Origin of the sequence: Sorangium sp. So ce363, assembly GCF_051520435.1 — a bacterium.
Lineage (GTDB): Bacteria > Myxococcota_A > Polyangia > Polyangiales > Polyangiaceae > Sorangium > Sorangium cellulosum_B.
Genome location: NZ_CP150333.1, coordinates 12,360,034 through 12,385,724 on the forward strand (window position 1 = coordinate 12,360,034; position 25,691 = coordinate 12,385,724).

General features: G+C 71.3%; 17 protein-coding genes. 12 read left to right on the plus strand and 5 right to left on the minus strand.

Annotation, left to right across the window (positions count from 1 at the left end; translation table 11 throughout):
• Positions 1-82: 82 nt before the first annotated feature.
• Entirely contained in the window at positions 83-1,384 is a 1,302-nt protein-coding gene (locus WMF12_RS46505) for a glycoside hydrolase family 43 protein (RefSeq protein WP_437855650.1), read from the minus strand.
• Positions 1,385-1,781: 397 nt separating this feature from the next.
• Here WMF12_RS46505 and WMF12_RS46510 point away from each other — a divergent pair, with 397 nt between their 5' ends.
• The 7 genes from WMF12_RS46510 (at position 1,782) to WMF12_RS46540 (ending at position 11,860) form a co-directional block, all read left to right on the plus strand.
• Positions 1,782-3,515: an Ig-like domain-containing protein gene (locus tag WMF12_RS46510; protein WP_437855654.1), complete on the plus strand. Its 1,734-nt coding sequence runs from the start codon at positions 1,782-1,784 to the stop codon at positions 3,513-3,515.
• A 3-nt stretch (positions 3,516-3,518) separates the two neighbouring features.
• Complete coding sequence (locus WMF12_RS46515; protein ID WP_437855660.1) at positions 3,519-5,867, plus strand: PKD domain-containing protein; 2,349 nt, start codon at positions 3,519-3,521, stop codon at positions 5,865-5,867.
• Positions 5,864-7,273 (plus strand): c-type cytochrome, encoded by a 1,410-nt coding sequence (locus WMF12_RS46520; protein ID WP_437855671.1) that lies wholly within the window; start codon positions 5,864-5,866, stop codon positions 7,271-7,273. The genes WMF12_RS46515 and WMF12_RS46520 overlap by 4 nt, the downstream gene beginning before the upstream one ends.
• Positions 7,274-7,550: 277 nt before the next feature.
• Positions 7,551-7,730: a hypothetical protein gene (locus WMF12_RS46525; protein ID WP_437855674.1), complete on the plus strand. Its 180-nt coding sequence runs from the start codon at positions 7,551-7,553 to the stop codon at positions 7,728-7,730.
• Positions 7,731-7,925: 195 nt separating this feature from the next.
• Complete coding sequence (locus tag WMF12_RS46530) at positions 7,926-9,266, plus strand: PAS domain-containing protein (RefSeq protein ID WP_437855679.1); 1,341 nt, start codon at positions 7,926-7,928, stop codon at positions 9,264-9,266.
• A gap of 210 nt (positions 9,267-9,476) precedes the next feature.
• Positions 9,477-10,748, plus strand: coding sequence for a phosphatase domain-containing protein (locus tag WMF12_RS46535; protein WP_437855687.1), 1,272 nt, complete (start codon positions 9,477-9,479; stop codon positions 10,746-10,748).
• Between the two features lie 71 nt (positions 10,749-10,819).
• Positions 10,820-11,860, plus strand: a complete 1,041-nt coding sequence (locus WMF12_RS46540; RefSeq protein WP_437743146.1) for a hypothetical protein — start codon at positions 10,820-10,822, stop codon at positions 11,858-11,860.
• Positions 11,861-11,921: 61 nt separating this feature from the next.
• On the opposite strand, the gene WMF12_RS46545 is transcribed toward WMF12_RS46540, so the two are convergent.
• Positions 11,922-13,094 (minus strand): aminotransferase class V-fold PLP-dependent enzyme, encoded by a 1,173-nt coding sequence (locus tag WMF12_RS46545; protein ID WP_437855694.1) that lies wholly within the window; start codon positions 13,092-13,094, stop codon positions 11,922-11,924.
• A 100-nt stretch (positions 13,095-13,194) separates the two neighbouring features.
• Positions 13,195-13,941 carry a helix-turn-helix domain-containing protein gene (locus WMF12_RS46550; RefSeq protein ID WP_437855700.1) on the minus strand — a complete coding sequence of 249 codons (747 nt, stop codon included), beginning with the start codon at positions 13,939-13,941 and terminating at the stop codon, positions 13,195-13,197.
• 42 nt (positions 13,942-13,983) lie between these two features.
• On the opposite strand from WMF12_RS46550, the gene WMF12_RS46555 reads away from it, so the two are divergent.
• Positions 13,984-15,255, plus strand: a complete 1,272-nt coding sequence (locus WMF12_RS46555) for a cytochrome P450 (RefSeq protein WP_437855709.1) — start codon at positions 13,984-13,986, stop codon at positions 15,253-15,255.
• Here WMF12_RS46555 and WMF12_RS46560 read toward each other — a convergent pair.
• Positions 15,177-16,358, minus strand: coding sequence for a hypothetical protein (locus tag WMF12_RS46560; RefSeq protein WP_437855714.1), 1,182 nt, complete (start codon positions 16,356-16,358; stop codon positions 15,177-15,179). The two genes, WMF12_RS46555 and WMF12_RS46560, sit on opposite strands and share 79 nt — an antisense overlap.
• 481 nt (positions 16,359-16,839) lie before the next feature.
• On the opposite strand from WMF12_RS46560, the gene WMF12_RS46565 reads away from it, so the two are divergent.
• Entirely contained in the window at positions 16,840-17,559 is a 720-nt protein-coding gene (locus WMF12_RS46565) for a hypothetical protein (protein WP_437855717.1), read from the plus strand.
• 16 nt (positions 17,560-17,575) lie between these two features.
• Here WMF12_RS46565 and hisC read toward each other — a convergent pair whose 3' ends face one another.
• Positions 17,576-18,658 carry a histidinol-phosphate transaminase gene (gene hisC, locus WMF12_RS46570; protein WP_437855720.1) on the minus strand — a complete coding sequence of 361 codons (1,083 nt, stop codon included), beginning with the start codon at positions 18,656-18,658 and terminating at the stop codon, positions 17,576-17,578.
• A gap of 128 nt (positions 18,659-18,786) precedes the next feature.
• Between hisC and WMF12_RS46575 the strand changes: the two genes are divergently transcribed.
• From WMF12_RS46575 to WMF12_RS46585, 3 genes are all read left to right on the plus strand, one after another.
• Positions 18,787-22,728 (plus strand): protein kinase domain-containing protein, encoded by a 3,942-nt coding sequence (locus WMF12_RS46575; RefSeq protein ID WP_437855726.1) that lies wholly within the window; start codon positions 18,787-18,789, stop codon positions 22,726-22,728.
• Between the two features lie 307 nt (positions 22,729-23,035).
• Entirely contained in the window at positions 23,036-24,406 is a 1,371-nt protein-coding gene (locus tag WMF12_RS46580) for a phenylacetate--CoA ligase family protein (protein ID WP_437743154.1), read from the plus strand.
• Complete coding sequence (locus tag WMF12_RS46585) at positions 24,403-25,578, plus strand: glycosyltransferase family 4 protein (RefSeq protein ID WP_437855733.1); 1,176 nt, start codon at positions 24,403-24,405, stop codon at positions 25,576-25,578. Before WMF12_RS46580 ends, WMF12_RS46585 begins: the two co-directional genes overlap by 4 nt.
• Positions 25,579-25,691: the final 113 nt, after the last annotated feature.

Here is a 25,691-nt window from a genome sequence, read left to right on the forward strand (position 1 = left end):
TCCTATCCAGCGAGCGGATCCGGCAGCTCGATGCTGGCGACGAGCAGCTGCTCTGGAGTCAGCGCTTCATGCGCTGTGCAGATCACCTGTGTGTCGGGACGATCTTCCGGATCGTTCCGTCGTCGTTGTAGTAGGCGCGATCGACGCACGTGGATCGCCGATAGCTACCGCCGGTCGGCAGCGCGGCGTTGTGGTACGTGAGGTAGCTGGCCCCTTTGAACTCGAAGAGCGACTGGTGAATGGTGCTGCTGTTCGGCACCGGATCCAGGATGACGCCTCGATGCTGCCACGGCCCCTCCGGTGACGTGCTGGTCGCGTAGGAGATGCTCTCCGGGAACCCCGAAGCGTAGGTCAAGTAATAGAGGCCGCCGTGCCTGGACAGATAAGGCGCCTCGGTGTAGCTGGGGATGTTCTTGAGCACGTGGATCTGGACGCTGCTGATGCTGCGGTTCTGCATCTTCCCGCTGCCGTCGGTCGTGTAGGTCTCACCCTTCAGGTGGATCATGTCGTCCTCGAGCTCGACCCAGTACAAGACCCCATTCCCCCAGTACATGTAGGCCCGGCCGTCGTCGTCGACGAGCACCGTCGGATCGAGGTTTCGCCACGAATGGTCCGCCGTGCCGTCGGTGTCGGCCAGGAAGATGAGCGGGATCCCCCGTGCGTCCTTGAACGGCCCTTCCGGCTTGTCCGCGACCGCGACACCGATCGAGATCCCGTAGCCGGACTGGCCGCCCTCCACCGGCGCGTAGAAGTAGAACTTCGGGTTGCCGTCCTCGTCGTCGCGTTCGACCACCTGACCCGCATTGGCGTTGCCCGTCGAGTCGCCGCCGCGAGCCCAGGAGAACACATTGTAGCGCATCACCGCGCCCTTGTTCTCCCAGTGGATCATGTCGGACGATGTCCAGAGCCGCCAGTCGAACATGCGGTAGCCCTCTGCACCCTCGGCCTGCTCGTCATGGCCGGTATAGAGGTAGACCTTGTTGTTCCAGGCCATGGCCGCGCCGTCCGCTGTAAAGACGTAGTCTCCGGGGCCGCTGGTCGGATCTGGCGCATCGTACTTGATGATGGGATTGTCGAACTCTGTCGGGGGCGGCGTGCTGCCTGCGCCGCCCCCGCCGTTTTCCGCGCCGCCGCTGCCGCCTGCGCCGCCGCTGCCGCCTGCGCCGCCGCTGCCCGTCGCGCCGCCGCTGCCCACCGTGCCACTGCTGACGCCCTCACCGCCGCTGCCGCCTGCGCCGCTGCTGCTCGAGCTATTGCTGGAACTCGATGACGACGTTCCTGGGCCAGAGGCCGCCGTGTCCGGCTTCGCCTCACCACCGTCGCAGGCCCCGAGCCATGCCGAAAGTAGAAGACCAGCAATCCGCTTCGAACGAGCGTAGTCCATGTCGAGCACCTCCTCATCAGCCTATCGAACACGACGACCATGGCGACGGTGAGCACCACCACGCCAAGCTGCGCCGTTCGGACGTCCAGTACCCGGGCACCGAATGTGAGCGTTCACATTTATAGCGTCAATCGAAAACCGGCGTTCATTGGCCTGCAGCGTCAAGCCGCCGGATCGCGTCAAAATGCGTGCGGCCGATCGCGCTTGACATTCCGAATGTGAACGCTCACATTTGGCTTCATCTTAACCGATTCATTTTAGGGGGCGCGTTCGTGTGCCCGTGTGCCCGTGTGCCCGTGTGCCCGTGTGCCGGCGCGATCGCGGTGGGGGCTGTCGGCTCCACCTTCCGTTGGGATGGCCACCTATCATGATTCACACGCTACAGAAGAGGTCAGGCATGCGTTCGACGAGGATGGGACTACGTTGGCTCGGCTTTCCTTCGTTGGCCGCCGTGCTCGCGGCGTGTTCCGGCGGGGACCTCAACTCACCGGAAGGAAATGACGGCGGCAGCTCCGGTGACACCACCTCCGTGGTGGTGGGCAGCGGCGGCGCAGCCCCAACGCCGGCGGCAGGAGCCACGAGCAGCGGCGCCACGAGCAGCGGGGCCACGAGCAGCAGCGCCACGAGCAGCGGCGCCACGAGCGGCTCGGGTGGAGGCGCCACGACCGGGAGCGGCGGCGCGGGCGGAATCGACCCGGACACGATCACCGCCCCGGAAGGCAAGATCCCGAACATGCCCATGCCGGCGAACAAGATCAACTTGCCGCGCAACAGCTGGCGAGACGGCCTGGTGTCGCCGACGCTCGAGGCGGGCCATCACCAGAACCAGCCGATCGTCATCAACGGATACGTTCAGGGCGCCGGCAACGCCGAGATCGTCTTCTACGACATCGCCGATCCGGCCAACCCGAAGATGCTCTCGCGCATCCAGAGCCCTGGCTTCGATCCCAGGGGAGGGCCCAAGGGCGTCGGCGAGGCGGAGTCGCACCAGACGTCGCTCGGCCGCTATGGCGACAAGTTCTACCAGGTCACCACCTCGGGCACCGGCGTCGATATCTGGGACGTCACCGACGCCCGCGCGCCTCGTCACGTGAGGCTCGTCAAGCTCGACGGCATCAACTACGGGGACTTCACCGACTCCGTCTGGGGCATGTACTGGCAGGGCAGCGTCATCTACGTCGGCGGCACCAACACGGGCCTGCACATCCTGGACGCCGCGGATCCCGAGGACGTGAAGTTCGTCAAGAAGATCCCGATCTCGCAGTTCGGCGGCGTGAGCGCCGGTCCGCTGTGGGCCGTGGGCAATACGCTGGTCATCACGACGCCCAAGGACAACGGCGGCATCGCGACGATGGACATCAGCGATCCGATGAACCCGGTCGCGCTCGACTTCATCACCCCGAGCAAGAGCTACATCTGCGGTCTGTACGGCAAGCACATCTACGTGCAGTCGCCGCTGCGCGTGTGGGACGTGCTGACCGACCCCACCGACATCGGCTCGGCCAATTCACCCATCGCCACGCTGCCCGACTCGGCGTTCAGGGCCATGGGCTACCCCGCCGGGTCCGAGTACATGAGCTTCTCCGACGGCACCCTGTTCCTCGGTCACCTGCGGCCGGACGCCGGCGTCTCCAAGATCGACGTGCGCGACATCCACAAGATGTCGATCAAGAGCCGGGTCTGGGGGCGGCTCGAGTTCACGAACGGCGACGACCAGTTCTCGATCCCGGTCGGCAGCCTGCTGGTGCTGGCCGACGACGAGCTGCCCTACCGCGGCATGGTCATCGCCGCGCACTCGACCGAGCCGGACACCACGCCCCCGGCGGTCGACACGGTGCTGCCGAAGAACGGGGCGACGGGGCTGTCCAGGAAGTCGCGCATCGGCCTCAGCCTCACCGACAACGTCGAGATCGCCACGGTTCACAACGGCAGCTTCATCGTAAGGCCGATGGGCGGGCAGCCGTTGAAGGGGAGCTTCGGCCTGTACATGGGCATCGTCAGCTTCGATCCCGACGAGGACCTGATGCCGAACACGACCTACGAGATCGTCCTGCCGAAGGACGGCATGAAGGATCTCGTCGGCAACGGCATCGCGGCTGAGTTCAAGTCGACGTTCACGACCGGTCCCTGAGCCATGCGCTCGCTCCCGAAGCTCCTCGGCCTGCTCGGAGGCATCTGCGCGGCGGCGGCCTGGCCGGCCGAGGCGCGCGCCGTCACGGCCAGCGTCCCCGTGCGCGCGCCCTCGCTCGCCGGCGAGGCCGTCACGTTCGACCTGACGATCGGCGACGCGGTCGGCCCCGTTCAGGTGCGCTGGGACATGGGAGACGAGACGCGCACCGAGTTCATGGTCGACGACGTGCAGCAGGTCCACACCTACGCCGCTCCCGGCCACTACCCGGTGCTCGTGACGGTGAAAGACGATGTCGGGTTCACCAGCGTCGCCTTCGTGCACACGGCGCACCGGCCGCTCGTCACGGGCAGCGCGGCGGGCTCGACCGACCTCGTGTACGACCCGCCGAACGCGAAGGTCTACACGGCCAACTACGAGAACGACAGCGTGAGCGTGCTCGACGCGAGCGCGCTGACCAAGGTCGCGGAGGTGCCGGTGGCGCGCGGCCCGGTCGGGCTCGCGCTCACGGCGCAAGGCACGCTGTGGGTGCTGCACCGCGATGCGCACTCAGTCTCCATCCTCGACACCGCGTCGCTCTCGGTGGAGCGCGAGATCGCGCTGCCGTACGCGTCGCAACCGATGGGCCTCGCGATCAGCCCGACCGGGGACGCCGCGTACGTGACGCTGATGGCGGTCGGCAAGGTGCTGAAGCTGGACGTGGCGAGCGGCGCCGTCGTGGCCGAGCTTTCGCTCGGCGGTACGCCGCGGGGCGTCTCGGTGTCGCACGACGGCTCGCAGATCTACGTCACGCGCTTCCTCTCCGAGGACAGCCACGGCGAGGTGGCGCGCATCGACGCGGCGACCTTCCAGGTGAGCACGCGCTTCGCGCTCGCCGCGGACACCACGACGGAGGACACGGACCAACAAGGGCGCGGCCTGCCGAACTACCTGTTCTCGGTGGGGCTCTCGCCCGACGGCTCGTTCGCGTGGGTGCCGGGCAAGAAGGACAACATCTTTCGTGGTCCATTTCGCGATGGGCTCGACCTCACCGACGACAACACGGTACGTCCGCTCGTGGCGCTGCTGAACCTCGCGGAGGGCGCTGAGGACGTCGCGCGGCGCATCGATCTGGACGATCGCAACCTGCCGAACCAGGTCGTGTTCACGCCGCTCGGCGACTACGCGTTCATCAGCGTCGCCGGCTCGGCCCTGGTGGAGGTCCGCGACGCCTACACGGGCGAGTTCGTGACCGCGCTGAAAGAGGCGGGCTTCGCGCCGCGCGGCCTGGCGCTGACCGAGACCGACAAGCTGTTCGTGCACGCGTCGCTCAGCCGCACGGTGACGGTCTACGACGTCGCCGACATCGTCAGCTCGCACGACCTCATCACCAAGAAGCTGGCCGAGATCCCGACGGTCGCCGTCGAGAAGCTCGACCCGCAGGTCTTGCGCGGCAAGCAGCTGTTCTTCAACTCGGCCGATATCCGCATGAGCGACCAGGGCTACATCAGCTGCGCGTCGTGCCACTTCGACGGCGCGGAGGACGGGCGAGTCTGGGACTTCGGCAGCGCGGGGGAGGGGCTCCGCAACACCGTCTCGCTGCTGGGGCGGCGCGGCACGGGCCACGGCAACGTCAACTGGAGCGGCAGCTTCGACGAGATCCAGGACTCGGACGACAACATCCGCCACCTGTTCGGCGGGAAGGGCTTCCTGACCGCCGAGCAGCTCGCTGTGGGGACGGTCGGCACGCCGCGCGGAGACAAGAAGGCCGGCCTGAGCCCCGAGCTCGACGCGCTGGCGGCGTTCCTCGGCTCGCTCGACACGTACCGGCCGAGCCCCTTTCGCAACCCCGACGGCTCGCTCACCGAGGACGGCGTCGCGGGTCGCGCCATCTTCAAGCGCCTGGGTTGCGGCTTCTGCCACACGGGTCCCGACGGGACCGACAGCGCGGGCGGCAAGCTGCACGACGTCGGCACCGTGAAGGCGTCGTCTGGTATGCGCGCGGGTGAGCCGCTGTTCGGCATCGACACGCCGACCTTGAACGGCGTCTGGGAGACGGCGCCGTACCTGCACGACGGCTCCGCGCCGACGCTGCGCGATGTCCTCGTCACGGCCAACCCCGAAGATCGCCACGCCTTCACCAGCGCGCTCAGCGAGGCCGAGCTCGGGCAGCTCATCGCCTACGTGCAGCAGCTGGACGGCACCGTCGACCTGGAGCCGAGCGAGGGTGACGGCGCGGGTGAGGAGCCGAGCGAAAAGGGCCTCTTTGGCTGCAGCGCGGCGGGCGGGCGCGGCGACCGCCACGCGCCGCTCCTTTCCTTCGCGCTCGTGGCGGGGTTGATGGCGTTCGGCGTCCGCCGAGGGAGGCCCGCGTGAGGCGCCTGCAGAGCCTGTGCCTGGTTTCGCTGCTGCTGGCGGCGTGCGTCGGCGAGATCGGCGGGGGCGCTGCCACGGACGAGGCGACGACCGACTGGGACACGCTGCCGTCCGTGAACGCTCCCGACCCGGAGCTGTCGGGCCTGCCCAGGCGCGAGGCGCAGCACCGCGCGCTGTGCGCGACGCCGCGAGGCGACAGCTTCTGGCGGGCGGTGTGCGAAGCGCCCCGCCCGGACATCACCGACTTCGCCAGCTTGCTCCGCGTCGCGAAGCTCGACGAGGATCGCGCCTTCGCGCTCACCGGCAACTCCACCTCGCTCGTGAAGGGCGCCGTCTCTGCGGTCAATCCGCGCCTCATCGTCTTTCCGCGCGTGACCGAGATGCGCGAGAGGCCGGCGGAAATGACCGCGCTCGGCTTCGTTCGCGGCGAGCCCTTCGTCGAGATCGTGAGCCGCGACCTCTCGACCGGTGACTACAATTTCTACCTGTTCACGTTCGAGCGGCAGTGTGATTACGACGGCAGCTGCGATCTGGCGAGCCTGCTCACCGAAGAGATAGAGCACGGCTGGACCGCGTTCAGCATCTACAGCGAGGAAGACGTCGAGAACACGTCGTTCGACTGTCGCTCGTGCCACCAGCCCGGCGGTTATGGCACGAAGAAGATCTTGCGCATGCAGGAGCTGGAGTTCCCCTGGATGCACTGGTTCCCGCAGCGCTTCGTGCAGCGGACGGAGTCCGATCGGGTGCTCACGGCGCAGTTCCTGGAAGCCCACGCAGCGGACGCGCAGTACGGCGGTATCCCCATTGCGGTCATCCAGAATGCCATCGACGAGGGCAGCGGCGCGCAGCTCGAGGCATTGCTCGTCGCCGAAGGCCAGGCGGCGCAGCCGAACGCGTTCGACCCGCGCATCGAGGCCGAGGCCAAGGCCGGCTCGTCGAGCCCGATCTGGGAGGAGCAGTTCGCCGTGTCACAGGCGGGTGATTCGATCCCGGTGCCTTACCCGCTCGTGGACGTGACGGATCCCGCGCTCCGCGCGGAGCGGGCCCGGTCCTACCTCGACGTGGTGACGGGCGCGGCCCCGCGACAATCCCTGCTCGATCTGCGCGACCTCTTCTCCGCAGACGCCAAGGTGAAGCTCGGCCTGGTGCCGCCGCCGGGGGCGAGCGGGCGCGCCGTGCTCACGCAGCTCTGCTCGCGCTGTCACGACGGTCGCGGGAACCCGGCGCTGAACCGCGCCGAATTCAACGTGAAGAACCTGGACGGCATGTCGCGAGAGACGAAGGACAAGGCCATCTTTCGCTTGCAGGAGCCCGCGACGTCGCCGCTGCGCATGCCGCCGTGGCGCGCCGCCGACGAGCTGCCCCCCGCGGAGCTCGCCGCGGCCATCGAAGAGCTGGCCAAGTAGCGCCGTCCGCGGGACCGCCGCGCGCCAGTTTGGGATTGACGCCGGCAATGTGAGCGTTCACATCCGACGCTCCAGGGCCTGCTTTGCCTTGCCCCGCTTCGCGCTGGCGTGACGGCCACGAGGCCGTGGCCACCGTCGTCTCCATCCACGGCCACGTCGCGACGGCGGCCCTGCACGGGCCCATGCTGCAGACCAGCGGAACGCAGGACAACATCGGGCTTCCGATGCAGCAAGACACGTACGACATGTCCCAGACCAGACCTTCCTGGCGACGGTGATGGGCGCGGATCATGGGTACATCACGCGCGACGTGGGAGGCGTCCAGCGGCCGGCGATCGTGGCCTGGCTCCGTTACTGGATCTACAAGGACACCGGTGGGAAGCACTACTTCTACGGTGATGAGTGCGTGATGTGCACCTCCCCCTGGGTGAATCCCCAGCGCAAGAACTGGGAATGACCTGGCGCTGAAGGAGACGGCACGGCCCCATCCACCATCGGAACCGTGCAGCCCCGCGCCCATCCCGTCGGGTGGTTGGGGAGTGTCGCTATTCGCAGCGTCGTCGTGTGCCGGCGTACGGATCTCGCGTACGTCTTCGGGGATGTCGACCTTGCCACCCCGGGCGCGCTCCGGATACAGTCCAGCACCTAGCGAATGGCAGATGAGGGATTAGGGGAGATCGGGCGTCTCAGGGCAGAGATCGCGGCGCTGCACGCGCGCGTCGAGGAGCTGGAGAGCGCGCTGGCGGAGCGGTCGAGCGGCGGCGCGGCCGGGGGAGCAGCGCGGCCCGACGCGGTGAGCGCGGACGCTCACGCCGCCTGCGGCGCGCTCGCGTGGCTGCTCACACCGGCGCCGGCGCTGATCCACTGGCGTCCCGATGGCACGGTGACGCGCTGGAACGATGGCGCCGAACGTATCTTCGGCTGGAGCGAGGGCGAGGCCGTCGGCCGCAGGCTCTCCGAGCTCGTGGGCGCAGATCCCGTGTCCCCGGACGCGGTGCGTGCGCTCATGCTCGACTGGACGGAGAACCGGTTCGCCTCGGCCACGAGCGAGGGCAGGACGAAAGACGGGCAGGCGCGCCTCTGCCGGTGGACCCACGCGGTGCTGCGCGACGACCGCGGCGGCGCGCGTGAGATCGCGGCGATCGTCGAGGACGCCGGCGACCCCCCGTGGAGGGAGCACGTGCTGCTCGGGCGGCTTCAGCTGCTCCTTCAGCTGCTGGACCACTCGCGCAATTCCATCTTCGTCAAGGACACAGGCGGGCGCTACGTCTTCGTCAACCGAGCTCACGCGGAGGTCCTCCAGAGGCACGTCTTCGAGGTCATCGGCAAGGATGAATACGAGTTGAGCCCCCTGGCCCCCGAGGCCATCGAGCAGGTCGTGGCGAGAGAGCACGACGTGATGGCCGGGGGAAAGGCGATGCAGTACGAAGAGGTCCTGCTGCTCGGCGACACGAGTATTCATTTCTCCACCGTCAAGTTCCCGATCCTCGACGGGCGTGGCGAGCCGATCGGCCTCGGCGGCGTCGTCACCAACACCACCTCGCTGAGGCACGCGGAGGCCGAGCGGGCCACGCTGCAGGAGAAGATCATCGTCGCCCAGCAGGCGGCCCTCCGGGAGCTGTCCACGCCGCTCATCCCGATCGCCGACCGGGTGGTGGCGATGCCGCTCGTGGGGACGATCGACAGCGCGCGCGCAGCGCAGATCATGGAGACGCTGCTGTCCGGCATCAGCAGTCAGAGCGCACACACCGCGATCCTGGACGTCACCGGCGTGCGCGCGGTCGACGCGCACGTCGCCGATGCGCTGACGCGGACCGCGCGCGCCGCCCAGCTGCTCGGCACGCGCGTTGTGCTCACCGGCGTGCGCTCGGAGGTGGCGCAGACGCTGGTCACCCTCGGCGTGGATCTGTCCGGTATCACCACCCTGGGCACCCTGCAAAGCGGCATCGCGCACGCCCTCCGCGACCCGGGGCGCCAGCGGTCAGCGGGTTGAGTCCGTCGGAAAGAGCAGAAGCTCGGACCGCCTGGCAGCCGTGCGCGTCGTCTGGAGCCATGGTGCGACCGTCGAGGTGAACGCGCAGTGCGATGTAGGCTGCTGCGCGCACGCCGCCGGAGGGGCGGGCGGCAAGGCGCGTGGTCGGTCGGCGGGAGCTGGCCGGGAGGCTACCAGCGCCCGCCGGATCGGTTACGTTGTCAGGACCCCATGACGATCGACACCTCTCCCGACGCGCCCATCCCGTCGGTGCTGTCGAAGCTCGACGAGATCCGGCAGCGCATGGCCTCCCACACCGATCGGGACGACGAGCGGCGGGTCCTGGAGATCCTCGCGGGCTCGACCGCCGTCGAGCTCGGCCAGCTGCTTCTCCAGCTCGATCTGCCCGCGCTGCTCGGAGACATCGACGATCGCCTCATCGGCCCCGACAACCGTACGGCGCTGCTCGATCTCCTGACCGCCGAGCGCCTCGGCGACCTCGGGATCCCGGCGCGCGCGGCGCTCATCTCGGCGCTGCAGCGCGGCCGGACGGGTAGCCTCGACGAGCAGGCGCTGCGCCGCCTCTGGCTCGGCACGCGCGGCGCGGACGTCACGCGGCTCAAGAACGCGCTCGACGGCCGCGGCGGCTACCGCGACCTTCACCAGCTCTTCTACCACGATATCGACGACGACTCCCTGCGCGAGGAGCTCCTCGCGCACTTCGCGCGAGAGGCGGTCTCGGCGTCTGACTCCCTTTCGGGTTCAGGTTCCGTCTCGGTGCGCGAGGTGAAGGTCCTGTCCGATATCGACGATACGTTCTACGCGAACTGGAAGGACGCCCGGTACCCGAAGAAGACCGTCTATCCCGGCGTCCTGCAGTTCTATGCGGAGCTCGACCGCGGCCCTGGCCCCGTGCCCGGGCGAGCCGGCGATCTGACCTTCGTCACCGCCCGGCCGGGCGACCGCCTCGGCCTCGTGGAGGACGCGACGATCAAGGCGCTCGCCGAGCGCGGTCAGCTCACCGCGACCGTGCTCGCGGGCTCGTTCACCCGCCTCATCGGCAACCGCACGATCGCGGAGAAGAAGCTCGAGAACTTCCTCGAGTACCGGCGGCTGTACCCGGAGTACGATTTCGTCTTCGTCGGCGACAGCGGGCAGGGCGATATCCACTTCGGCCAGCGCATGCTCGAGCTCGCGCCGGAAGTGGTCAGGGCGATCTTCATCCACGACGTGGTCGCGACACCCGATCTCGCGCGGAGGGAGCTCGCGACCTCCGGCGTTCACCTGTTCGATACGTACATCGGCGCCGCGCTCGTGGCCCTCGAGCTCGGCCTCGTCGGCCCCGAGGGCGCGGCGCGCGTGGCCGAGGCCACGCTCGCGGCGCTCGCCGCGATCCCGTTCCCGTCGCACGCGGACCAGGAGCCGCGCCGCCTCGAGATGGCGCGCGACGTCGCGCGGCTGAACGAGGCGCTGCCGCCTTCGCTGCGGACAGGACAGCCGTGAAGGAGCAGAGGATATCAGGCTAGCCGCGCCGAGAGCCGCCCGGGCCTCGAAATGGTAGACTGACGGGCATCATGGGCGGCGAGGGACGTCTGCTTGCGTGGTTCTTCGAGGCCATGGCGCGCCATCAGCCGGACGACGCGCTCTCGTTCACAGAAGCACAGGCGAACTTCACTTCGGTGCTGAAGGGCCTCATCGCAGTGGAGCGCGGCGGCGGGATGGTGTTCGGGTGGGTGCTCTCCGGCGAGCACGCCGATGCGGTCGTGCGCGCTGCGCTCCCGGCGCTCACGGACGCGGCGCTGGCCTGGCGCGCGTACTTCGAGCGACGTCATGGCGCGCGCGGGCGCCAGGAGGTCGCCCGCATCGCCGCCGCACTCCGCTACACGCCGTTCCTCGACCGCGGCCCCCTCCGCGCCGACGCGGGCGTCGACGAGGCGCTCGCGGGGCTCATCGACGCCTGCCTCGACCCGCGCCACGCCGCGCCGCGCGCCGACGGGCCGGGCGCGGCGCCCGCGGACGACCGGCTCGGCGACACGCTCCGTGGCGCCATGGCGCTGCGCGACGCCTCCTCGCCGTGCGCCGGCCGCTCCGTCGCGGTGAAGACCCCCTCTCCGGATCGCCTTCGCGACGTGGCCGAGGTCGAGGCGCGCCACGGGGCATTTCACCCGCAGATCGAGGCGCTCTACGCCGCCATCGACGGCCTGGCGCTCCTTGATTCGGCCTCTCCGCCGTCCCGGGTGCCGTGGCCCGCCGCTCTCCCGCCGGGGGCGCTTGTCCTCGTGTCGCCGCTCGCGTGGGCGAGCGCCGTCCGCAAATCGAGCTCATCGAGCGCGATGGGCGAGATGCAGCTCCTCGTGCTTGCCCGGCTGCCAGAGCGCATGTTGCCCAGGGAGTCCGAGCGCGGCGTCGAGTTCACCGTGAACCTGTATCTCGCGTTCCGCGTCGGAACGGCGGAGATCTACCTGACGGACGAGGCCTATGGCTCCCCTCCGCTCTTGCTCGCGCGCGATGTGGTGACCTTCTTTCGCGCGATCCGCGGCGCGGCCCCGCGGCTGGAGGGCGTCCTCGCGGCCCTGGCGAAGGCGCTCGGCGGCGGCGCGTCGCAGGCTGGCTGATCCCGGGCCGCGTCGCCTTCGCGGAGGCCGTGCGAAGGACCGCCCCGAGCCTCCCCCTCGCTCAGGCCGCGGCGAGCGCGGCGACGAAGCGGTCGATCTCGGATTCGTCGTTGTAATAATGGACCGAGGCGCGCACCAGATCGGGAATCCCGCGATCCTCGAAATCGAGCAGCGTCCCCGCGGCGGTCGATACGCTGACATGGATCGCCTGCGCGCCGAGCCGCTCCTTGATGGCCGTGGCGTCCTCGCAGGCCCGGGTGAAGGTCACGATGCCGCAGCGCTGCTCGCCGAGGTCGCGCACGGTGACCCCGGGGATCTCGGAGAGCCGCGCGCGCAGGCGCTCGGCCAGCGCACCCACCCGGTCGCGGATCGCGGGCAGGCCCAGCCGGAGCGCATACTCCGCGGCCGCGCCGAGCCCGAGCCGGCCGGCGACATAACTCTCCCAGTTCTCGAAGCGCCGGGCGTCGGGCCGCAGCTCGTAGCGATCCGGCGCCGTCCAGCGCGCCGCGTGGAGATCGAGGAACGGCGGCTCCAGCCGATCGAGCAGCGCGCGCCGGACATAGAGAAAGCCGGTGCCGCGCGGCCCGCGCAGGTACTTGCGCCCGGTCGCCGACAGGAGATCGCAGCCGATCGCCTCGACGTCGATCGGCAGCTGCCCCACCGACTGGCAAGCATCGAGCAGGAAGGGCACGCCCGCCGACCGGGCGCGGCGGCCGATCTCCTCCGCCGGATTGACCAGCCCGCCGTTCGTGGGGACGTGGGTGATGGCGATCAGCTTGACCCGCTCGTCGAGCAGGCGATCGAGCGCGGGCAGCGATACCGCGCCGCGCTCGTCGCTCGGGACAGGGACGATCTCCGCGCCGGTGCGCCGCGCGACCTGCAGGAACGCGATGTAGTTCGAGGCGTACTCGGTCCGCGCGGTCAGGATGCGATCGCCAGGGCCGAAGCGGAGCGAGTAGAACGCCATGTCCCAGGCGCGCGTGGCGTTCTCGACCAGCGCGATCTCGCCGGGCGCCGCGCCGATCAGCCGGGCGATCGTGCCGTAGACCGCCTCGAGCCGCTCGCCCGCCTCCGCCTCGGCCTCGTAGCCGCCGAGGGTCGCCTCGCGGCGCAGGTGCTCGACCACCGTGTCGACCACCACGGCCGGAGGCAGCGAGGAACCCGCGTTGTTGAAGTGAAGGACGCTGGCGCAGGCCGGGGTGTCGCGGCGCAGCGCGGCGATATCCATCGTCATGACGTCGTCTCCTCGAGAGGCCGACACGCTGCCGGCTGGGCAGCTCCACGTCAATCGCGGCGGCCGCCGGCGGCAGCTCGCCGGTGAAGCGCGGTGAGGGCTATTCCATCAGCCCGCTGCGCAGCTCGCTCGGGGAGTAGCCGAGCATGCGGCGGCAGGTCCGCGAGAAGTGCGCGAGGTCGGCGAAGCCCGCGGCGTGGGCGGCGCCGGTCGCGTCGAGGCGCGCGAACGCCCCGAGCGCGACGAGCAGCCGGCGCCATAGCTGGAAGGTGCGGATGGGCAGCCCCACGTCGCGCACGAACAGCGCCTGCAGGTGCGCCTCGGAGACCCCGGCGCGCGAGACCGCGAGGCGCCGGTCCGCGGCCGGATCGCGCAGGGCCTCGAGGACGCGGGCGACCCGCCCATCCAGGGCGATGCGCGGCGACTCCCTCGCGAGCCAGGACGCGACCTCGCGCGCGAGGCCGCCGAGCACGTCGGGGCGCGACAGGGACGCGCGGTGCGCCGCCACGGCCCCGTCGAGGCGCGAGAGGAGCCGGCCTTCGAGCGGACAGGGGCCGCCGCGCAAGCGCGCCTGAGCCGCCACGTGCGGCATCTCCTGGGGGTCGTACAGGAACCCGAGCGTCGGTCCGGGGCTCGCGGCGGCGTGCCACAGGTCGGGGGGCACCACGACCGCGCGCCCGCGCACGACCGCGCCGCCCGGCTCGGTCACGGTCACCTCGCGCTCGATCCCCACCAGGAGCGCCGCGCCGTGCTCGGCGTGGAGGGTCGACCTCATCGCCGTCGAGGCGCGCACCGCGAAGGCGTCCGCGATCACGGCGCCGATCCGGGATTCGTTCAAGCGGCCCACGTGCCCTGATCCTACCCTGGCCTCCGCTGGAGGTCGTGAGCGATGAACCTGTTCTCGGAAGAGATGCGCCGCAACCCTTACCCCGTGTACGACCAGCTCCGGAGCCGCTCTCCCGTGCTCCACTACCCGCCGTCCGACTCGTGGATGATCTTCGATTACGACGGCGTGAAGCGGGCGCTCCACGATCACGAGGCGTTCAGCTCGGTCGTGTCGCCGCCGGGCACCAGGACCGCCGAGTGGCTCATCTTCTCGGACCCTCCGCGCCACACCAAGCTGCGCGCAATCGTCATGCGGGCCTTCACCCCGCGCGCGGTCGCGGGGCTCGAGCCGCGCATCCGCCGGCTGTCGCGCGAGCTCCTGGACCGGACGATCGAGAGCGGCCAGATGGACCTCGCCGAGGACTACACGGTCCCGCTCCCCCTCCTGGTGATCGCCGAGATGCTCGGCGCCCCGATCGCGGACCAGCCGCGGTTCAAGCGCTGGAGCGACGCGATCCTGGACCTCAGCACCACGGTCTCCGGCAGCGAGGAGGCGGCCCGGACGCTCGACGAGTTCACCGCGGTGACGGCCGAGATGCAGGCCTACCTGAGAGGCCTCATCGAGCAGCGGCGGGCGGCGCCCGAGGATGACCTCCTGACCAGGCTCGTCGAGGCCGAGGTGGACGGAGAGCGGCTGAACGAGGACGAGATCCTGGGCTTCTTCCAGCTCCTCCTCGTGGCCGGCCACGAGACGACAACGAACCTGATCGGCAATGCGATGCTGTGTTTCCTCGAGAACCCGGACGAGCTCGCTCGCCTCCGGGCCGCGCCCGATCTGCTGCCCTCCGCGATCGAGGAGGTCCTGCGCTACCGCTCGCCAGTCCAGGCGATGTTCCGCGTGACGAGGCGCGATGTCCCGATGCACGGCCAGGTGATCCCGGCCGGCAAGGCGGTGCTGGCGATGATCGGCTCAGCCAACCGAGATTCGCAGCAATTCTGCGACCCCGACCGCTTCGACATCGCGCGCGATCCCAACCCGCACATCGCGTTCGGGCACGGCATTCACTTCTGTATCGGGGCGCCGCTCTCGCGCCTCGAGGCCAGGGTAGCGCTGGCGGATCTCGTCGCGCGGCTCGGCGGCCTCGAGCTCGCGAGCGACGCGCCGTGGGAGCCGCGCCGGGCGATCCACGTGCACGGCCCGACCCGCCTGCCGATCCGCTTCACGCCTGGGCCGCGCCTCGGCGGCGCCCCGGGCCGTCAGGGCGCCCGCAGCGAGGCGGCGACGTCGAGCAGCGGCGCGAGCGCCTTGTCGTCCGCGGCGCCGGCGAAGAGGTGAACCATCAGGCCCTTGATCTTCGGGTGCGGCAGGATCGCCTCCGCCATGACGCGCGTGGGGCTCATGGGCCAGACTTGCCAGCTCATCGCCTTTCCGAACACCTTGCCTGGCCTGAGCGTGGGGGTCACCTTCGCCTCGTTCTGGTTGTACTGGAACGACGGGTGGTCACCGACATAGATGCCTATCGCGGACTGCGGCGCGCCGAGCTCCGCGGGCAATCGCACGCGGTGCACCGTGAAGTCCGGGCCGCGCTGCAGGGCGGTGCTCGCGCCTGCCGGGACCTTCACGAGGAAGCTGTCCTCGCTGCCCTGTCCCTTGATGGCGCGCTCTCCTCCGCCCGCGTCGATGCGCCGCGGTCCCGCGCTCACGGTGGCGGCGATCGCGCGCGCGAAGGCCGTGCAGCGGGGCAGCTCGCCGGGAGCCTCCGGCAGATCGCCCGCGCCGGCCGCGAGCGCGCTGCAGCCCGCCGCGTCCTTCGCGGCCGGAGGATTCACGTAGAAGGCGAGCCTCTGAACGAAGCCGTCCGGATGCAGGACGTACAGGCCGAGCACCGGGATCGCGACGCTGCCGCGATTCGTGCTCCCAGGGAACACGGCCCAGGCCCTGAGCTGCTCGTCGGACAGGCGGAGCGGCTCCGCCGTGGCGCTGCCCCCGGGGAAGTCCGCGGCCATCGCGGCGCGCACGCCGCCCTCGGGGTCCTTGCCGCCAAGCGCGAAGAGCTCGGAGGCCATCATCACGAAGCGCTCGTCGCCGGCGTCGAGCACCACGCGGGTCTCCTCTTCGTCCGGCTCCGCCGCGGCCATGATAGAGCGCGCGCGCGCCTCGATCCGCGCCCCCTCGGGCAGCCGCACCGCGAGGCGACCCGAGAGCAGCGAGGTGGCCGGCCGCTTGCCCAGAAAGTCGGGCGAGGGCGCTGCGGGCCCCGGCGAGGCCTGGGTCGGCGCGATGGGCGCCTCGCGCTGCGGCGCGGGCGCCTCGCCCTGCGCTCTGGCTGGCGCCTTGACCGGCGCGCCGCCGCTGCCGGAGCACGCGGCGCAGGCGAGGAGGGCTCCGCAGGCAAGCGCGAGCGCGGAGGGAAGGCGGGAGAGGCGGGCTCGACGCATGCGGCGCATGGAGCGCGACCGTAAAGCACCGTTTGCCAGCGGGCAATCGCGCTCGCGGCCGCGTGGCACGAGGCGCTGAGGGCGGCGCGCGCCGCGAGCGTCTCGTGGCATGGATCGCTCGGTCGCGCGGTCATCCGGCGTTCGTGATGCCTGCGGGACTGATGCCCGCCTGCCTCACCCGTCCCGCTGTGCGGTCCGGCGAAGCCAGCGGACGCGCCGCGATCGGCCGTCAGGTTCGCGGCGGCGCCGCGCCGACGAGCCCGTCCGGGCCGGGCTGGCGCGTCGCGCGTGGCGCACGGCCGGCGGTGAGGGGAGGACCGTGGCGTCATCGCCGCTCCTCGCACCGGTGGCACCACCATTGCTGAATGGGATGGCGCTGATGGCGCCGGCGCCGACCGCATGAACGACGCTGACGGCGCCCAGCGGACCGCCGTCCCGCGGCCCTGGTGGGCGATCGGGATGGGCAGGCATGGAGGATTCGATGAATGACCAGACCTCCGTCGAGGTTCTTGTTCCACGTGAGATGTCGCCGGATCAGAGACAGCGCCTCATCGACGAGCTCTATGGCTTACGCCGCGTGATCTTCGAGGGCGCGCAGAGGGAGAAGAGCTTCGCCACCCACGTCATCGACGCTGGCGCGGAGCACGGCGCCGTCGTGGTCCACAGGGGCGCTGGCGGCCAGATCACCGGCTATTTCGCGGCTCAGATCATGGATCCGGAGCCTTCCGGCGCGCAGATCGCGATCTTCCGCGGCGAGTCCGGGGCGCTCGGCGAGCACGTCGGCGACGATGTCGTCCTCCGCCACGTCCTTTTGCGCCTGATCCGGTACATGCTCGCCCACCCGGGTCGACCCGTGTTTTGCCTGTGCTCGGTGGCTCACCCGTCGAGCTATGCGCTGTTCTCGCGCTTCGTTGACATCGCGCGCACGAGCCCGCCGGAGGGGGCGGACGAGCTCATGTCCAGGCTCGCCTCCTCGTTCGACCCGGAGGTGAACGATCGAGGTAGCCCGTTCGTCTTCGAGGTCGGGCAGATGGCGGCCGAGCCGGCGGGCGGCTGCGACTTCCTGCACGTCTACGAGAACCCATCGGCGCGCCCCGGCGCTGCGGAGGAGCGCGAGCTCATCACGCTCGTGCCGCTGCGCCTCGGCGGCATGCTGCGCGCCGCAGTGCGCTGCGCACCGCCGGAGGCGAGGCGCCGGTAGCGCGCCGCTCGCCGGGTCAGGCCAGCACTTCGGACAGGCTGTCGAGGAATCGCTGGTTCTCGCGCTCGGTGCCGATGGTGACCCGAAGGCTGGTCGGCAGGTTGCCGAAGGGCCGCACGATGACGCCCTTCCGGAGCAAGGCGTCGTACACCGGGCGCGCCGGCCGCCCGACGTCCACGAGCACGAAGTTCGCCTGGCTCGGCGCCACCGAGAGCCCGAGCCGCGTGAGCTCGCGCGTGAGCCGGTCGCGCTCGCGGAGGTTCAGCGCGCGGCTCTTCTCGACGTGCTCGGCGTCGTCGAGCGCCGCGACGGCGGCCGCCTGCGCCAGCGCGCTCACGTTGAACGGCGCGCGCACCCGGTTCAGGTAGTCGATGAGCTGGGTCGGGCCCACGGCGTAGCCGACGCGGAAGCCCGCCAGGCCGTAGATCTTCGAGAAGGTGCGGAGCACGAGCAGCCGCTCGCGGAGGCCGCGGAGGCGCATGGAGTCCGGGAAGTCCGCCGCGTCCGCGTACTGGATGTACGCCTCGTCCATGACCACGATGACCTCGGGCGGGACCTCCTTGAGCAGGCGCTCGACCGCGGCGCGGCCCACGTGCGTGCCCGTCGGGTTGTTCGGGTTCGCGATGAACAGGAGGCGCGTCTTCGGCGTGACGGCCGCGGCCATGGCCTCGAGGTCGTGCCGCAGGTCGCGCAGCGGCACGGCCGTGAACGGGACGCCGTAGGCGAGCGCGGCGAGCTTGTAGACCACGAAGGCCGGGTCGGCGAACACGATGTGCGACCCGGGCGTCGCGAACGTGTGCACGATCAGGTCGAGGAGCTCGTTCGAGCCGTTTCCCTGGACGATCTCCTCCATCGTGACGCCATGGACCGCCGCGAGCCGCTCGCGGAGCCGGTACGCCGCCCCGTCCGGGTAGAGGTGCACGTTCGCGAGCGCCTGGCGCGCCGCCTCGAGGGCGCGCGGGCTCGGGCCGAGCGGGTTCTCGTTCGAGGCGAGCTTCACGGCGTCCGTCACGCCGAGCTCGCGCGCGAGCTCATCGAGCGGCTTCCCCGTCTCGTACGGCGAAAGCAGCTCGACGGAGGGCAGAACTAGCGCGGACATAGCGCGCACCCTATCACACCTTGGCCGTGGGGAGTGAGCCGGCTCGCCGGCGCCCTGCCGCGGTTCGTCGCCGGGATTGCCGGGATCTGGCCTCTCCCACGGGGCTCCGTGTGATACTCGCCGTCCCGATGAAACCCGGGGACATCGTCGCCGACCGCTTCTTGATCGAGCGCCTCGCCGGGTCGGGCGGGATGGGCTCCGTCTACCGCGCCCTCGACCGGCACACGGGCGAGACGGCGGCGCTCAAGGTCATGTCGGGCCGCGGCCTCGAGCACGGCGAGCGCTTCGCGCGCGAGGCGCAGGTGCTCGCCGAGCTGCGGCACCCCGGCATCGTCCGGTACATCGCGCAGGGCGCCACGGAGAGCGGCGAGCCCTGGCTCGCGCTCGAGTGGCTCGAGGGCGAGAGCCTCGGCGACCGGCTGCGCCGGCGCGGGCTCACCATCGCCGAGAGCGTCACGCTCGGCCTCCGGGTCGCCGAGGCGCTCGCCGAGGCGCACCGCCACAACGTCGTCCACCGCGACCTCAAGCCGAGCAACCTGTACCTCGTCGACAAGTCGGCCGAGCAGGTCAAGCTCCTCGACTTCGGCATCGCCCGCCTCACGTCGCTCGCGCCCCTCACGATGACGGGCGTCGTCATGGGCACGCCGTTCTACATGGCGCCGGAGCAGGCGCGCGGCGAGCGCGACGTCGGCGCCCAGGCCGACGTGTTCGCGCTCGGCTGCGTCCTGTTCCACTGCCTCACCGGCCGCCCGCCGTTCGTCGGCGACGACATCCACACCGCCCTCCTCCGCGTCGTGCTCGACGAGGCGCCGCGCCTCCGCGACCTGCGCGCCGACGTCCCCGAGAACGTCGACATCGCCGTGGCGCGCATGCTCGCCAAGGCCCCGGCGGACCGGCCCGCGAACGGCGCCGCCGTGGCCCTCGAGCTGCTCCGCGTCGGCGAGATCAAGAGCACCCCCCCCGCGCCCGCGAGCCGGCGCGCGAGCGCGCTCACGACCGGCGAGCGGCGCACGCTGTGCCTGATGCTCGCGCGCATGGGCGCGCCGGAGGCCCCCTCGTGGCAGGGGCCCACCATGCCGATGACGCTCCCGATGACGATGCCCCTCGCGCGCACCGTCCCGGAGGACGAGGTGAAGCGCGTGGCGTCGCGCTTCGGCGGGGCCTTGCAGACGCTCGCGGACGGGCTCCTGCTCATCACCCTCGAGGGGCGCGGCCTCATCACGGACCAGGCCGCCCGCGCGGCGCGGTGCGCGCTCGAGGTGCGGGATCTCCTGCCCGGCGTGCAGATGGCGCTGGTCGCCGGCCGCGGCTCCGCCGACGACCAGCTCCCGATGGGGCCCACCATCGACCGCGCCGTGCGGCTGCTCGACCGCGCCGACGGCGGGTCGATCCGCCTCGACGAGGTGATGGCCGGCCTGCTCGACGCCCGCTTCGAGGTCGGCGGCGACGCGACAGGCCTCGTGCTCCGCGCCGAGCGCGACCTCGTCGAGGCCGCGCGGACGCTGCTCGGGCGCACGACGCCGTTCGTGGGGCGCGACCACGAGCTCGCCATCCTCGACGCCGTGCTCGACGAGTGCCTCTCGGAGCCGACGGCGCGCGCGGTGCTCATCACGGCGCCCGCGGGGCTCGGCAAGAGCCGGCTGCGCTACGAGTTTCTGCGCCGCGTCGAGGAGCGCAAGGAGCGGGTGCAGGTCTGGCTCGGCCACGCCGACCCGATGAGCGCCGGGTCGCCCTTCGGGATGCTGCGCCAGATGCTCCGCCGCGAGGCCGGGCTCTCGGGCGGCGAGCCGCAGGAGGTCCGCGAGCAGCGCCTCCGCGCCCGCGTGGGCCGGTACCTGAACGGCGCCGACCTCGACCGCGTGACCGAGTTCCTCGGCGAGGTGGCGCGGATCCGCTTCTCCGACGAGGGCCGGGTGGAGCTGCGCGCCGCGCGGAGCGACCCGATGCTCATGGGCGACCAGATCCGCCGCGCCTTCGAGGACTTCGTGCTCGCCGAGTGCCGGGCCGAGCCGGTGCTCCTCGTGCTGGAGGATCTCCAGTGGGGCGACGTGCCCACGGTGAAGCTCATCGACGCGGCCCTCGCGCTCCGCGACCAGCCGCTCATGGTGCTCGCGCTGGCGCGGCCGGAGGTCGAGACCATCTTCCCGAAGGTGTGGGTCTCGCGCGGCGTCCAGGAGCTCCGGCTGCGCGAGATCGGGCGGCGGGGGAGCGAGCGGCTCGTCCGCGAGGTGCTCGGCGACGCCGTGACGCCCGACCTCTGCGCGCGCCTGTGCGAGCGGGCCGGGGGCAACGCGTTCTACCTGGAAGAGCTCATCCGCGCCGCCGCCTCGGGCCGGACCGAGGCGCTCCCCGAGACGGTGCTGTCGATGGTGCAGGCCCGCCTCGAGTCGCTCGACGGCGAGGCGCGGCGGGTGCTCCGGGCCGCGAGCGTGTTCGGCCAGAAGTTCTGGCGCGGCGGGCTGATGGCGCTGCTCGGCGGCGAGCGCCGCGCCCCCCAGGTGGACGGGTGGCTCGCGGTGCTGGTCGATCGCGAGCTCATCGCGCGGCGGGGCGAGGGCAAGTTCCGGAGCGAGCACGAGTACGCGTTCCGGCACGCGCTCGTGCGCGAGGCGGCGTACGCGACGCTCACGGACGAGGATCGCGCGCTCGGCCACCTGCTCGCCGGCGAGTGGCTGGACGCCGCCGGCGAGCGCGACGCGGCGCTGCTGGCGGACCACTTCGAGCGCGGCGGCGACGCGGAGCGCGCGGTCGTCTGGTTCCGGCGCGCGGCGGAGCAGGCGCTCGGGGCGAACGACTTCCGCGCCGCGATCCAGCGGGCCGAGCAGGGGGCCGCGAGCGCCGACGTGGACGGGGAGTTCTTCGCGGCGCTGCGCCTCGTCCAGGCCGAGGCGCACAAGTGGCTCGGCGAGGCCTCCCAGGCCGAGCGGTGCGCCGTCATGGCGATGCGGGGCTTCCCCCGGAAGAGCGCGCTCTGGTACGCGGCGGCCGGGGAGGCCGCGTCGATGCGCGTGCGCCTCGGCATGGGCGACCGGCTCGCGGATCTCGTCGAGGAGCTCCGGGGGGCCGGCCCGGGCAGCGGGGACCGCGGCTCGTGGGTCGACGTCGCGGAGGCGACCGGCGCCTCCGTGAGCGCGCTGGCGCGCATCGCCGGGTCGCTCCTGCACGGGGGCCAGTACGCCGCGGCGGAGGAGATCGTGCAGGAGCTCTCCCGGGTGGCGATGCCGCTCGCCGAGCGCGACGCGGCGGTGGCCGCGCGCATCCACGCGCTCCGGGCGTCGCGGGCGCTCTGCTACGGCGACCCTGCGGCGTCGCTCGCGTGCACGGAGCAGAGCATCCCCGCCTACCTCCAGACCGGCGATCTCAGGAACGCGTGCCTGAGCCGCGTGAACGCGGCGCACTGCCTGCTCCAGCTCGGGGTCTACGGTCGCGCCGAGGCCGAGCTGCGCGACGCGCTCGCGGAGGCGGGGCGGCTCGGGCTCTACAACGTGGCGGCGTTCGCCAAGCAGAACCAGGGCCTGCTCTGGATCCAGCAGGGCGATCTCGGCGCGGCGCGCGCGGCCACGGCCGAGGCGATCGACGCCTTCGTGGCGCAGGCGAACCGGCGGCAGGAGGCGCGGTCGCGGGCGTACCTCGCCGCGATCCTGACGCGGCTCGGCGACCTCGACGCGGCGGACAACGAGGCGGGCGCGGCCGTGGCGATGCTGGCGCACGTGCCGACGCTCCAGGCGCACGCGCTCTCGGTGCGCGCGCGGGTGCTGCTCGAGCAGGGCCGGGCAGAGGGGGCGCTCGAGGCGGCCCGGCGCGGGCTCGGGCTGCTCGTGTCGGTCGGCGGGACCGAGGAGGGCGAGGCGCAGATCCGGCTCGTGTATGCCGAGTCGCTCCGCGCCTGCGGCCACCACGAGGCGGCGCGCGAGGCGATCACGGTGGCGATGCAGCGGCTCGTCGCGCGGGCGCAATGGATTCAGGACCCGGCGCGGCGGCAGAGCTTTTGCCAGGCCGTGCCGGAGAACGCCAAGACGTTCGCGCTGGCGGCGCTCTGGCAGCAAGAAGCGGAGCCGACGCTGCAGTGAGGCGCCGAGTCGCGGCCGCGCTGCGGACGGAAGAGCTCATGTGTGCTGGCTCGCCCGGCTGCGCCGGCGGGCGAGGGCGAGGGGGATGCGCAGCGCGCGTGTCACCGCGCCGCGGTGAGCGGATCGAGCTGAGCCGCGCCGCTGTCATGAGGAGTTCACTCACGCCATCTCCGCGGTAACCAATCGTGGCCGCGGGTGGCGGGGCGTGCGCAACATGGGGGGCGTGGGTGGCGCGTGCGTGGGGAAGCGGCGACCGGCCGCGGCTGCTTGACTGTGTGGCCGAGGTTCGAAAGAATCCTCAGCAGCCATGTATTCAGCCCTCTTTCGGAACGTGCTCTTTCCGTTCTACGAGACGAAACTCCGAGGGAGAGCCACGCTGGCCTACCTGGGGGAGCTGGAGCGGTCCCAGTGGCGTCCGGAGCGCGAGCTCAGGGAGCTCAACTGGAGAAAGATGCTGGCGGCCCTCCGCTTTGCCGAGCAGAGCGTGCCCTTCTACCGGCGCCGCTTCGCCGAATACGGGGTGCGGGTCAAGGACGTGCACGCGCCCGAGGATCTCGCGCGCTTTCCGGTGTTGACCAAAGCCGATCTCCGCGCGCACGGCAGCGAGCTCATCGCGGATGGGTGGCGCGGCAAGCTCTTCAGGAGCGGTACGGGCGGATCGACCGGAGAGCCGGCGCGCTTCTTTTACGATCACGCGACGTACGAGTGTAGAAGCGCCGCGGCCCTGCGCTCCGACGCGTGGGCCGGCGGCCGGATCGGGGACAAGGAGCTGTACATCTGGGGGATTCCGACCCTGGAGCCCCGCTGGAAGAAGGCGAAGCGCACGCTGCACGAGGCGCTGATCCGGAAGAAGACGGTCAGCGCGTGGAACCTGGCGGAGGAGCGGCTCGCGGGGGTGGTGGACGAGATCCGGCGCTACCAGCCGAACCTCGTCGTGGGGTACACGAGCCCTCTCTACTACACGGCGCGCTACGCGCTCGAGACGGGGCACCGGCTGCCCACGCCGAGGGGGATCATCGCGACGGCGGAGCGGCTCTTCCCTCACCAGCGCGAGGTGATCGAGCGGGCGTTCCAGGCGCCGGTCTACGACCGCTATGGGTGCAGGGAGATGATGCTGATCGGCGCGGAGTGTGAGCGCCACGAGGGCAAGCACCTCAACATCGAGAACGTCTTCCTCGAGGTGGTGCGCGGCGGCCGGCATGCGCGGCCCGGCGAGCCGGGCGAGGTGATCCTGAGCGATCTCGTGTGCCGGTCGATGCCGCTGCTGCGTTACAAGAACGAGGATGTGGTGGTCGCGGCCGACAAGGCCTGCTCGTGCGGCCGCGGGTTGCCGCTGCTCGCCTCGGTCGAGGGGCGGGTGCTCGACATGATCGTCGGGACGGACGGCCAGCTCCTCTCGTCCGTGTTCTTCCCCTACTTCTTCAAGGACAACCCGACGGTGGAGCGGTATCAGGTCCACCAGGACAAGACGCGGGCGATCACGATCAAGATCATCCCTGGCGAGGGGTACGGGCCGGAGACGTCGCAGGCCATCGAGCGCGATCTGCGCCGGTTCCTCGGGGAGCGGGCGGACATCCGCGTGCAGCTCGTCAGCGACATCCCGGTCACCTCGGGGGGGAAGTTCCGCTTCACCATGACCGAGGTGCCGATCGAGTTCGGCCGCGGGGCCGCGGCATGATCGGAGCGCCCGGGGTCCGGCCGGCGCCGTCCGCCGCGCCGGGCCGGCCCGTGAAGGTCGCCCACGTCGTGCTCTCGCTCAACGTGGGTGGGCTCGAGCGGGTGGTGCTCCGGCTGCTCGACAGGATGGCGCGCGACCGGTTCGCGCCGGTGGTGTGCGCGCTCCAGGAGCCCGGCGCGCTGGCCGAGGAGCTGGCGCGGCTCGGCGTGCCGCTCGTGGTGCTCTCGCGGAAGCCCGGCCTCGACCCGGGCCTGCCGTTGCGGCTCTCGGCGTGGCTGCGGCGCGAGGGGATCGGGCTTGTGCACACGCACAACCCGGGGCCGCACCTCTATGGCGCGCTCGCGGCGGGCCTCCTGCGGGCGGCGGCGCTCCCTGGCGGAGGCGGGCCGCGCGTCATCCACACGAAGCACGGGCGCAACTACCCGAAGCAGAAGCGGAAGGTGCTGGTCAACCGGCTGGCCGCGGCGCTCACGGACCGGGTGGTGGCGGTGAGCGACGACACGCGGGCGGTCGCGCTCGAGGTGGAGCATGTCGACCCGGCCAAGGTCGTGACGATCTTGAACGGCGTGGACACGGACGTGTTCCGGCCGGGCGACGCCGGCGCGGCGCGCGCGCGGCTCGGGGTGCCCGCGACGGGCTACCACGTGGGGTGTGTCGCGCGGCTGTCTCCGGAGAAGGATCACGCGACGCTGCTCGACGCCTTCGCGCGGCTCCGCGCGACGCGGCCCGACGCGCATCTGACGCTGATCGGCGACGGCCCCCGGCGGCCTGCGCTCGAGGCGCAGGCGGCGCGGCTCGGGCTCGGCGGGGCGGTGACGTTCACGGGGACGCGCGGGGACGTGGCGGAGCTCTTGCCGGCGTTCGATGTGTTCGCGCTCGCGTCGTTGACGGAGGGGATCTCGCTGACGCTCATCGAGGCGGCGGCGGCGGGGTTGCCGATCGTCGCGACGCGGGTGGGGGGCAATCCGGAGATCGTGCTGGAGGGCGAGACAGGGCTGCTGGTGCCGCCTGGAGCGCCGGAGACCCTGGCGGCCGCGCTCGAGGCGGTGGCCGTGCGGGATGATCGCGCGGAGATGGGAATGCGCGGGCGGGCACGGGTGCTCGAGCGGTTCGGGATCGACCGCATGGCGCGCGCGTACGAGGACCTCTATGACGAGGTGCTCGGGCGGTAGCCCCCGCGGCGCACGACAGCGAACGTCGGTTCCCCATGTGAAGGCTCGGTCTTCGATTTCGTCCCCGCGACGAGCAGCGGCTGGTGTATCGCGCCCGCTCGTCGTGGGTTGCT